The sequence below is a fragment of the Paludibacter sp. 221 genome, assembly GCF_010501035.1.
Classification (GTDB): Bacteria; Bacteroidota; Bacteroidia; order Bacteroidales; family Paludibacteraceae; genus QVMH01.
Map to the genome: position 1 here is coordinate 1 of NZ_QVMH01000064.1, position 10942 is coordinate 10942.

Below are 10942 nucleotides of genomic sequence, written 5' to 3' on the forward strand. Positions count from 1 at the left end.
ACAGGCTTTGAAACTCCTCGCTTTGCTCGTCAAACAGCAAATCCTGTTTAACGCTACGTTACGCTGAATTTCTTTACGCTCACCAGCTGAGGCGGAAAGATTAGCTATGGCTACCAAAGAAGGAAATGATAAATCAACAGATTTTAGTTGATTTCTGATGTGATTTTTCTAAGTAAGCTCGTGTATTTAAAGAAGGTACAACAATTTTACGACTACTACAAGCAGTACCATTGCTATGGGATAGGCGGTTGCATAGGCTATCTGCGGGGCGTTGGACTTTGTCATGGGCGTAATGGCTGCCAGTCCCGGAGTGCTTGTCATAGCGCCTGCCAAAGCTCCGAGCAGAGTAAGTACATTTGTTTTGTATATCAGCCGTGCTACTACCGTCATCACAATCATAGGAATCAGTGTGATAACCGCCCCTATAATAAATAGCTGATAACCGTATTCTTTAAAGGTATCTACCAGTGTTGCTCCTGCATTTGTACCTACTACTGCCAGAAAAAAAACCAGTCCGAGTTCTCTTAGCAGCACGTTTGCCGAGCCCGACATTGTCCACAGTACAGGGCCTGTTTTGCCCAGTTTGCTTAATATCAATGCTACGAGTAAAACACCTCCTGTAAGCCCTAAAAACGTGAATTTACCTACAAGTACCCCTAACACGATACCTAAGGCAATGGGGAGGATGTCGGTATCCGAAAGTTTCTGGTCGTCGTTGCCAAAAATCTTAAGTACCATTTTCATGTTCTCTTTGCTACTGGCAATTATCAGTTTGTCGCCAAAGCGAATACGCGAACGGGGCGAGGGGGTGATGTCGATACCGCTACGGCGGATACGTGTAACGGTGGCATCGTAGGCAGTTTGCAGGTTTAGCTCTGCCAATGTTTTATTTACTACAGACTTGTTGGTTACCAGTACGGTTTGTACCTCATATTTGCCGCTCAATGGAATTTCCTGTTCAGTAGTTTCACCCAACAGTACCCGTGCCCGCCTTAGGGCTTCTTCGGTGCCTACTACACGCACAAGGTCTCCTGTATGAAGCATTGTTTTTGGCGAGGGGATAAACGCTTCGTCTTCGTGCATTACGCGTGAGATGGTGGCATCTGTCATTTTTCTGAAACACAGTTGCGACAAGGTCTTGTTGTTTACATTCGTATTGGTAATGTAAATATGCTCGTAATTCAGCGTGGGATATTCCGATACCGATTCTTTTTCCCAGTCTTTTTCAGCTTTACTAATATCGGCTGAGAGAATTTTTGGTAATAACCGAAGAAACAGGATGACGCCAATCACCCCGAACGGGTAGGCTATACCATAGCCGATAGAGGAGATGTCGCCAAACTGGTCGGTAGCCGAAGCCAAACCGGGCGTACTTGTAAGTGCACCTGACAACAGCCCGGCAAGGATGCCCATGTCATAACCAAAAATATAGTGGGCGGCAATTACTACCAACCCGGCGGTAAGAATAAGAATGGTAGATAAAACAGCCAGTTTGATACCATGCTTTTTCAGCGCATCGAAAAAACCGGGTCCTGCCTGTATGCCAATGGTGAAGATGAAAAGCACTAATCCGATGTCCTGAATTATTTTAGGCAGGGTAACTCCAAAATGCCCGAATATGAGCGCGACAAATATTACGGCCGAAACATCAAGCGATACTCCCTTTATCTTGATTCTCCCGATGATGTATGCTATTGCAATAATCAGGAATAAAGCGAAATAACCTTCTGACAACAGGGATTGAACGATATTCATTGGCGTATATAATTGAGGCGCGAAGATAAATAAATCTGTAAAAACAACAGTTATTATTTATACGTGTAGCAGTCGAAAGTTGTTTTTTGCTCAGTGGAGATTACAATTCGTGCATTATTTCCAAAACTTTTTCCTTGTCTTTTTTCAATCGCTCGATGAGTTCATCTATGGAGCCGAATTTTTCTTCGTCGCGTATCTTTTCGACAAAGCGTAATTCTATTGTCCGGTTATAAATGTCTTTTTCAAAGTCGATTATGTGAACTTCTATGCTTATATCTTCTCCGTTGTTGAGGGTAGGGCGGTTGCCTATGTTCAACATTCCGGCATACGTCCGGTTTTCAAAAACTACTTGCACCGCGTACACTCCTATGGGCGGAATGAGTTTTTCAGGATTCTCAGGTTTCAGGTTGGCAGTGGGGAAACCTATTTTTCTCCCAACTTTGAATCCTCCTACCACTTCGCCACTAAGCCGGTAATTGTACCCCAATAGCCGGTTTGCTTGTTTTACATCGCCGCGTTGCAGTGCCTTTCGTATTTCCGAAGAACTTATATGTTCCGTTTCGTTTGGGTTGAAGCAGTCCGCCTGAATAAGTTCTATGCCCAGTTCTTTGCCATGTTTTACGTAGTCGGCAAAAGTTTCTTCTCTGTTGTACCCAAATCTGTGGTCGTATCCTATAAGCAGGGTTTTTACGTTATACTTGTCGCGTAATATGTTTTTCATGAAAGCGTATGCCGACATAGACGCCAGTTCGGGTGTAAAATCCAACACGGTACAGGCATCTGCTCCGGTACTTTCAAGTAGCTCGGTTTTTTCGGAGAGGGTAGTCAGTAATTGCGGGTGAAAACTTGTATGCAACACCTTTCTCGGATGATTGCCGAAGGTTATTACAAGGCTCTGCTCTCCTTTGTGCTTTGCTGTGGCTTTTAACTCTTCTATAATAAACCGGTGCCCCCTGTGCACGCCATCGAAAAATCCGATGGTGGCAGTATAGGGTACATCCTGATTATGGTCGGGTTGAATTATTTTCATCTTATTTTCATCTTATTTCCATGTTTCCGGTTTCAAAAGAAAATCGAGGCTATCGGGGATAGGTACTAAATAGGTGTTGAACCCCATTTTTTGAGCTTGTTCTATGTTTTTAGCTCCATCGTCCAGAAACAAACATTCTTCGGGGCGGAGTTTTGCATCATCCAGCACGGCCTCAAAAATTTCGGCATGTGGTTTCGACATCTTCATTTCGTACGACAAATAACGCTTGTCGAAATAATTATCCATCGTCAAGCCTTTGTGCGATAAAAAAATATCTTCGCTATGCTCTATGTGGATAGGATTGGTATTGCTTAGTAGAAGCACCTTGAATTTTTTACGCAGTTCGAGCAGCATATCCAGTTTATAGGCGGGAATATCCAGCAGAAAAGAGTTCCATGCATTTTTTATTTGCTGATTTGTGACGTCGTTACTTCCATGTTTTTTTATTTCCGAATAAAATTCGTTTTCATCCATTTTGCCTTCTTCCATCTGCAGAAAAAAGTCTGTTTGTATGAAATCGCCCAGGTAGTTTTTTACATTGGAGAATCCCAGTTTCTCGAAATTGCGGATACATCTCTGCTTGTCCAAATTGATAAGTACTCCCCCGAAATCGAAAATAAGAGTGGTAATATTGGTAAATTGTTTCATCTTTTTGCGAAAAAATGTCCGATATATTTTTTGTATATCACAAAAATTATTACTTTTGCAATCGCTTTGCAAAGATAGCAATTATTTCGCAAGCAGGGCCCATAGCTCAGTTGGTTAGTAGCACCTGACTCATAATCAGGGGGTCACTGGTTCAAGCCCAGTTGGGCCCACGAAATGAAAATCAAGCCGTTACGGAAAATTCTGTAACGGCTTTTTCTATGCTGGTGCATGCAAATTGTACACAAAAAGGGCTCATCGTAAAAACTTGAGGGATTTTATTTTTACGCATAAATTTTGGTAAGTCTGAATAAGAAAAACGCTTTATCTTTCACTCCTCTGAATTGTCTGCTGAATGCCTTAATTTTAGCATTGAACAAAAAAAGGGTAAGGAATATAATGAGACTGGGTAAAAGTAAAGATTTTAAGAGATAATAGAGATTGTGTCTCGCATATTTACTATCTTTAGCAGCAACAACCTTAGTTGTTTTATATCCAAAATAAGAGATGTTGTATAGAGATACATTGCGGATGTTGTCGTAAATTTGCAAAAAGAAAATAAAAAACAAGATGATAAAAGCTAAACCATTTGTTAAGTGGGTGGGCGGTAAAACGCAGTTAATAGCAGAAGTTGAAAAACTGCTACCAGATGATTTTTCCTCATGCAAAGAACTCACATATATTGAGCCTTTTGTAGGAGGAGGTGCTGTTTTGTTTTGGATTTTACAAAAATACCCGAACATAGTCAGGGCTGTCATTAATGACATTAATCCAGATTTGACAACTGCATACAAAACTATTAAATACAATTCTCGTGAATTGATAGAAATGCTTCTGAAAATTCAATCAGAATATTTAGTTTTAAATGAAGAAAAACGCAAAAAGTATTATCTTGACAAGCGTAGTCAGTTCAACACTAAAGAGTTAGGCTGCGTAGAGAACACAGCATTGTTTATCTATCTAAATCGAACTTGTTTTAATGGATTATATCGTGTGAACAGCAAGGGTTTATTTAATGTACCATTTGGTAGTTATGCAAACCCAAAAATTTGTGATGAACAAACGATTTTAGCTGATAGTGAATTGTTGCAAAGAGTTGATATTTTAACGGGGGATTTTTCAGATACAATCAATCATATCGGCAAAAATAATTTCTTTTATTTCGATCCTCCATATAAACCATTAAGCGCAACATCAAGCTTTAACTCATATTCAAAAGAAGACTTTAATGATAAAGAACAAGTTCGCTTGGGGGAATTTTGTAGACGCATAGATCAACTCGGATATAGTTTTATTTTGAGTAACTCAGATGTTAAAGGGAAAAACCCGCAAGATGATTTCTTTGACGAATTATATGAACAATTCGAAATACAGCGAGTTTTTGCAACTAGAATGGTTAATGCGAACGCTGAAAAACGGGGGAAATTAACAGAACTATTAATTACAAATCAATCTAAAAAAGTGAAATATGTCGAAACAATTTGAGATATTCTTATCACAACTGAGTGAAACAAACGCAACTCTTGAAAGTTTTACCGATTTTGAAAAAGTTTCGACAAATGTTTCCAAAATTGAACTCAAACTCAACCAGTTGAATTATTTGATAGGAAAAGAAGACTTGAATTCAGCGATCAAAGAATTATTTGACGAAAATCCAAAGACTTTTGATGTCTTAGAAATTCTAGTTGCTGTAAGAAAATCAGATAAAAAGAAAGTACTAAATAAAGAGTTACAACCTCAGTTATTAGACAGTTATTTTACAACCATTGATGGAATTTATGAATATTTTGAGAAAACTGGATTAGCCGAAATTTTTCGCACGAAAAAGGTAAAGAACTTGGTTGATTATGTTTTTGGGGTTGAAGTCGGTTTAGATACGAATGCGCGTAAAAATCGAGGCGGACACAATATGGAAAATGCTGTTGCAAAAATATTTACGGAAGCAAATATTCCTTTCAAGCAAGAAGTAAACAGCACCTGTTTCGTGGAAATTGAGAGTCTTGGCGAAGATTTAAAACGATTTGATTTCGTAATTGAAACTCCGAAAAAGACATATCTCATTGAAACTAATTTTTACAATGGAGGAGGTTCAAAACTGAACGAAACTGCCAGATCGTATTCAGATGTTGCTCCGAAAATCAATAAATACAAAAAATTTGAATTTGTTTGGATTACAGACGGGCAAGGTTGGTTTTCCGCCAAAAATAAATTGGAAGAAGCCTTTTCAATTATCCCCAGCGTCTATAACTTGACAAATTTGAATGAATTTATAGAAAAAATTCAAAAAGAAATTATAAACCAATAAAACATATAAATTATGGCTTGCCAAAAAGACCATTCAGCAATTCAGAGAATTATGTCGGATTTACCAACAGATCAAGGAGGAAGAGGACGACACAAATGCGCAGCTTGTGCATATGAAAAAGGATTTGCAGAGGGAAGAGAACTTGAAGAAAATATTGACTTGTCTTCTTTGTTTTATAGTTTAGAAGACAGTCAAGCGGGAGCTCAAAGACATAAAAGCCCACATGCTGCATATGCAAAAGGGTATTTAGACGGTGTTCAATCATATTATGAAGATAGATAATTGTGATAAAACCATTCTTCAAATCCAACGACAAAACCTTTACTCTTTTACAAGGTGATTGTGTCGAACTGTTAAATCAGTTTGATTTTAAGTTTGATATGATTTTTGCTGATCCGCCTTACTTTCTGTCAAATGGAGGAATTTCCGTGCAAAGTGGGAAAATGGTAAGCGTAAACAAGGGCGATTGGGATAAAAGCAACGGGTTTGAAAAAGATAATGAGTTTAATTATAACTGGCTGAAAGCGTGCAGAAATCATTTAACTGAAAGTGGCACAATTTGGATTAGTGGTACGTTTCATAATATTTTTTCGGTTGCTCAAATGCTTACAGAGTTAGATTTTAAAATTCTAAATTGTGTAACATGGGCGAAGACAAATCCGCCACCTAATTTAAGCTGTAAGTATTTCACGCATTCAACGGAATTTATTATATGGGCTCGCAAGAACAAAAAAAATCCACATTATTATAATTATGAGTTGATGAAACAGATCAATGGCGGAACGCAAATGAAAGACGTATGGAATTTGCCAGCCATTGCTTCTTGGGAAAAATCATGCGGAAAACATCCGACTCAGAAACCTTTGGCTTTATTAACACGAATAATTTTAGCTTCAACACAAAAGAGTGCTTGGATTCTTGATCCATTTACAGGAAGTAGTACAACTGGTATTTCTTCAAATCTCATAGGAAGACGGTTTCTTGGTATTGATAAAGAAGTCGAATATTTGCAAATGTCGAAAAATAGAAAATTAGAAATAGAAAATTCAAGCATAGCAGATAACTACAGAAAAAAAATAGGTGGATTTGAATGTGAAAGACAATTGGGACTATTTTTTGCAAAAGAACCGCCTGTAGAGTATTTGAGAGAGTTGCCATTAGAAAATTGGTAGGAGGAAGATTAGATATCTTTCTTTGTCTCAATACAAAGGTGTATTTCAAGAACAAAACGTCAATGCCCGAGCCCTACGGGTTTGGAAGAATTTCTTCCTTTTTGCTTCACAAAAAGAGTATTTATTGCGAAAAAGGCATTTGTATGAGTGTTAATAATGATCAGGCTTATGACTCCTCCCTTTTTACAGCATAACGACGAAATCCGAATAGTTTCGCCTTCGGGATTCGTTGAACCCGCATTGATTGACGGGGCCGAGCATGTGTTAAAATCGTGGGGACTGGATGTTACAGTAGGGAAATATGCGTGCGAAAAGCACGGGCGTTTTGCCGGAACATCGGAGCAGCGCACAGAGGATTTGCAAGCGGCACTCGACGATGCGAACGTGAAAGCTATATTTTGCAGTCGTGGAGGCTATGGGCTGGCTCAGATTGTTGATAAATTAAAATTTCATGAGTTTATACATCATCCGAAATGGATTGTTGGATTTAGCGATATAACCGCTTTGCATAATGCCGTTTCGCGCTTAGGCGTTTCATCCTTGCATGCCATTATGGCGAAGCATCTGATGGAGTTGCCCTACGATTCTCAGCCTGTTACGCAACTGCATCACATACTTTTCGGGGAGTTGCCCGCTTACACCATTCCTTCGCATGTCTTAAACAAGGGAGGAGAAGCAAGGGGCAGGCTGGTAGGAGGCAACCTCTCTGTGTTGATGGGCTTGCGGGGAACTCCGTTCGATTTGGAATACGATAACAATATCCTCTTTATCGAAGATGTAGGGGAGAAACCGTATCATATCGACCGTATGATGCAAAATCTGCGGCTGAGTGGAGTGCTGAATAAAATAAGCGGGCTTGTTGTCGGGCAATTCAGCCATTTGGAGGATGACCCGTTAATGATGATGACAACTTACGAAGTTATATATAATGTTGTGACAGATTATGACATTCCGGTTTGTTTCGACTTTCCTGTGGGGCATGTTGACGAAAATCTACCTTTAATAGTAAATGCAGAAGTTTGTCTGAATGTTTCGGACGAAAGAGTGTTGTTAATGTTTTAAAGAATTAAAACTATCAACTCATTTGCAAATGCACTGATTTCGCGCAGCCACACTTTTGTAAAATGCACTCTGTTGGATTAAGCAATGACTTATAATTGACGTATGAAGGTTTTGTAAAGGCTGTTTTATTTTATTATTCTTTTTCCGAAAGAAAAAGTTATCAACAATTTGCGGTTTCAAAAAAAACTACTATTTTTGCAGTCCCTTAAAATCAAGAAAAAGAATAAAATAAAAACAAATAAATACGAAGAGCAATGAAAAGAACATTTCAACCTTCAAGAAGAAAAAGAAGAAACAAACACGGTTTCCGTGAGAGAATGGCATCAGCCAATGGTCGCAGAGTATTAGCTGCACGCCGTGCTAAAGGTAGAGCCAAACTTACCGTTGCAGATGAAGGACGCCATAAATCGTAATTAATCATCACAAACAGTATAAAGAAAGTAAAAATCTCAGGTGAGGTTTTTACTTTTTTTATTTTTTATACTGTCGGTAGTAAAGAAGAAAATAACTACTTTTGACAAACGTTTATTTATTAGTCATTTATTAACCCGTTTTTGAAACGTATGTCATTCTTGCTGTATATACGTTTTTAATTGAAAAAATAATAGGCAATTCTCATGACTTGGAAAAATTTTTGGAAAAAAAGCCTTGGCGGATTTGTCATCAAAAATATAGCTGTCGCACTTGTGTTGTTTGTCCTCATCGTAGTGGGCACTTTTTGGGGTATTAATAAGTACACCCAGCATGGTGTAGTAGAGGCTGTTCCCGACTTGCGTGGAGCATATGTAGAAGAAGCCCAAATCATACTTAGCAGGCAGGGGCTATACCCTCAGGTGGTAGATTCGGTATATGTGCGCGACAAAAGGTTGGGGACAATTATAGAACAAACCCCGCAACCTAACGCTACGATGAAGCGGAACCGCCCGGTATATCTTATTATCAATTCGCGCGAAGTGCGCAAAGTTCCTTTACCGGAGATAAACGACTATTCATCACGTCAGGCAGCAGCTATGCTTCAGGCAAGCGGAATAGGTGTGGAAAGCATAGAATATGCCCCGTCGGAATATAAAGACCTGGTAATTGATATAAAATACAAAGGAGAAAGCATCCGGCCCGGAACTCCGGTACCCGAAGGAGAAGCCGTAGTATTAATCGTAGGGCGTGGTCTGGGGACGGAAGAAGTAGTTATCCCCAAACTGAAAGGAATGACTTTGGAAGAAGCCCGTTACGAGGTAGTAAGCTCGTCTTTCATTCTGGGAGCAACCTATTACGACAGGCAAACCGGCGATGGAGAAACTTATATCATTTACCGTCAGGAGCCGCCGGATGGCAAAATAGCTCCAAGCGGAACAAAAATAGATGTTTGGTTTACAACCGACTACTCGCTATTGGAGAGCGATGATAAAGATACAATATCGACCTCTCAGGACGAAGAATTTTTTTAACCTAATCTACCAGTGAACGATACCTTACCCGATAATATTACCGGCCTCGAAGATGAGGAGTTGCTGCAGGAGCAGGACGAGCGCTTTGAGCATTACCGTTTCGAAGTGGACAAAGGGCAAAGCCTTTTGCGTATCGACAAGTACTTGGTTAATATCATGCCCAGTATTTCCCGCAACCGTATTCAGGATGCTGCCGAATCGGGTAACATCCTTGTGAACGGAAATGCCGTAAAATCCAATTACAAGGTAAAGCCCCTTGATGTAATATCCATCATGCTGGGCTATCCGCCCAACCAATACGAGATTGTACCGCAAAACATCCCTATCAATATCGTGTATGAAGATGACGATATTATCCTTGTGAATAAACAGCCGGGATTAGTAGTACACCCCGGATTCGGCAATTTTGATGGAACATTGCTCAATGCCGTAGCCTATCACCTGAAAGACAATCCGGGATTTGATGCTAACGACTCGCGCTTGGGCTTAGTTCACCGTATCGACAAGGACACTTCAGGCCTGTTGCTGGTAGCAAAAACAGCCGATGCAAAAAGCAATCTTGGGAAACAGTTTTTCGACAAAACCACCCATCGGCGTTATCAGGCATTGGTATGGGGTACGGTGAAAGAAGACGAAGGCACTATCGTAGGAGCAATGGCACGCGACCCGCGCGACCGTATGCTGTTCACCGTGTTCGAAGAAGGAGAAAACCCTGTGGCCAAACATGCAGTAACCCACTATAAAGTATTGGAGCGCTTATCCTATGTTACTTTAGTTGAATGTCGCTTGGAAACCGGACGTACTCACCAGATACGTGTACATATGAAGCACATCGGGCATACGCTGTTCAACGACGACCGATATGGCGGAAACGAGGTGCTGAAAGGAACTACCTCGGCTAAGTATAAGCAGTTCGTAAAAAACAGCTTTGAAATATGCCCCCGACAAGCACTGCATGCCAAAACCCTTGGATTTAATCATCCGCGTACAGGCGAATATATGCACTTTGATAGTGAGCTGCCGGAAGATATGCAAATGCTCATCGAAAAATGGCGCAATTATTCGAAATCGCTATAATCTTCCCTTGACCTTTCCGGGGTATACAAATGGTATACACAAATTTGAGTTAATATAATGGGTAAAAAACTGTTCGCGGTGTAACATGCTTATAATCAATACGTTGCCAGGTATAGATGGATGTTGTGATTATTTTCCTGAATGAGAAATAATTAAAAATTTGTTGGTCATTAGCTAAATTTTTAAATTTGTCCCCATATTTCAAAGAAAAGAATGCATCTCTCTGATAAAAAGACATTAAACTTCATCCTTCCTGTAAATGTTAAAAAGTTTGCAGGTAATTCTATTTTGTTAGAGAGAGAGAGAGAGAGAGAGAGAGAGAGAGAGAGAGACTACCAGTTTAACGTGTGACCCTTTCCGAGTTTTAGCAGTTACTTTATTTATATGGACACATATAAATAAAGAGGGGCTTTGTGTCCATACTATACCCCTTACCTCCCCGACCTCTATC

11 protein-coding genes, 1 tRNA gene and 1 pseudogene are annotated in these 10942 nt (G+C 39.8%); 9 read left to right on the plus strand and 4 right to left on the minus strand.

The features are described from left to right. Positions 1-186: 186 nt before the first annotated feature. The 3 genes from D0T49_RS11875 to D0T49_RS11885 all read right to left on the minus strand — a co-directional run bounded on the left by D0T49_RS11875 (position 187) and on the right by D0T49_RS11885 (position 3433). Complete coding sequence (locus tag D0T49_RS11875; RefSeq protein ID WP_163631839.1) at positions 187-1749, minus strand: TrkA C-terminal domain-containing protein; 1563 nt, start codon at positions 1747-1749, stop codon at positions 187-189. Between the two features lie 106 nt (positions 1750-1855). Then, on the minus strand, positions 1856-2785 hold the full coding sequence (locus tag D0T49_RS11880) for a bifunctional riboflavin kinase/FAD synthetase (protein WP_163631809.1): 930 nt from the start codon (positions 2783-2785) through the stop codon (positions 1856-1858). A 12-nt stretch (positions 2786-2797) separates the two neighbouring features. Further along, positions 2798-3433, minus strand: a complete 636-nt coding sequence (locus tag D0T49_RS11885; RefSeq protein ID WP_163631812.1) for an HAD family phosphatase — start codon at positions 3431-3433, stop codon at positions 2798-2800. Between the two features lie 95 nt (positions 3434-3528). Here D0T49_RS11885 and D0T49_RS11890 point away from each other — a divergent pair. Beyond that, positions 3529-3603 (plus strand) — tRNA-Ile (locus D0T49_RS11890). Between the two features lie 111 nt (positions 3604-3714). Here D0T49_RS11890 and D0T49_RS13085 read toward each other — a convergent pair. Further along, positions 3715-3807: pseudogene (locus tag D0T49_RS13085) on the minus strand (transposase); the annotation flags it as partial. 193 nt (positions 3808-4000) lie between these two features. On the opposite strand from D0T49_RS13085, the gene D0T49_RS11900 reads away from it, so the two are divergent. The 8 genes from D0T49_RS11900 (at position 4001) to D0T49_RS11935 (ending at position 10491) form a co-directional block, all read left to right on the plus strand. Beyond that, positions 4001-4915: a DNA adenine methylase gene (locus D0T49_RS11900; RefSeq protein ID WP_163631815.1), complete on the plus strand. Its 915-nt coding sequence runs from the start codon at positions 4001-4003 to the stop codon at positions 4913-4915. Then, on the plus strand, positions 4899-5735 hold the full coding sequence (locus tag D0T49_RS11905; RefSeq protein WP_163631818.1) for a type II restriction endonuclease: 837 nt from the start codon (positions 4899-4901) through the stop codon (positions 5733-5735). Before D0T49_RS11900 ends, D0T49_RS11905 begins: the two co-directional genes overlap by 17 nt. A gap of 12 nt (positions 5736-5747) precedes the next feature. Next, positions 5748-6017: a hypothetical protein gene (locus tag D0T49_RS11910; protein ID WP_163631821.1), complete on the plus strand. Its 270-nt coding sequence runs from the start codon at positions 5748-5750 to the stop codon at positions 6015-6017. Then, the gene (locus D0T49_RS11915) at positions 6017-6907 is read left to right on the plus strand and encodes a site-specific DNA-methyltransferase (RefSeq protein WP_370519674.1); all 891 of its coding nucleotides are present in this window, start codon (positions 6017-6019) and stop codon (positions 6905-6907) included. Before D0T49_RS11910 ends, D0T49_RS11915 begins: the two co-directional genes overlap by 1 nt. A gap of 159 nt (positions 6908-7066) precedes the next feature. Further along, the gene (locus D0T49_RS11920; protein ID WP_370519675.1) at positions 7067-7969 is read left to right on the plus strand and encodes an LD-carboxypeptidase; all 903 of its coding nucleotides are present in this window, start codon (positions 7067-7069) and stop codon (positions 7967-7969) included. Between the two features lie 254 nt (positions 7970-8223). Continuing rightward, complete coding sequence (rpmH, locus tag D0T49_RS11925; RefSeq protein ID WP_163631830.1) at positions 8224-8382, plus strand: 50S ribosomal protein L34; 159 nt, start codon at positions 8224-8226, stop codon at positions 8380-8382. Between the two features lie 204 nt (positions 8383-8586). After that, on the plus strand, positions 8587-9414 hold the full coding sequence (locus D0T49_RS11930) for a PASTA domain-containing protein (protein WP_163631833.1): 828 nt from the start codon (positions 8587-8589) through the stop codon (positions 9412-9414). Positions 9415-9426: 12 nt separating this feature from the next. Continuing rightward, the gene (locus D0T49_RS11935; protein WP_163631836.1) at positions 9427-10491 is read left to right on the plus strand and encodes an RluA family pseudouridine synthase; all 1065 of its coding nucleotides are present in this window, start codon (positions 9427-9429) and stop codon (positions 10489-10491) included. Positions 10492-10942: the final 451 nt, after the last annotated feature.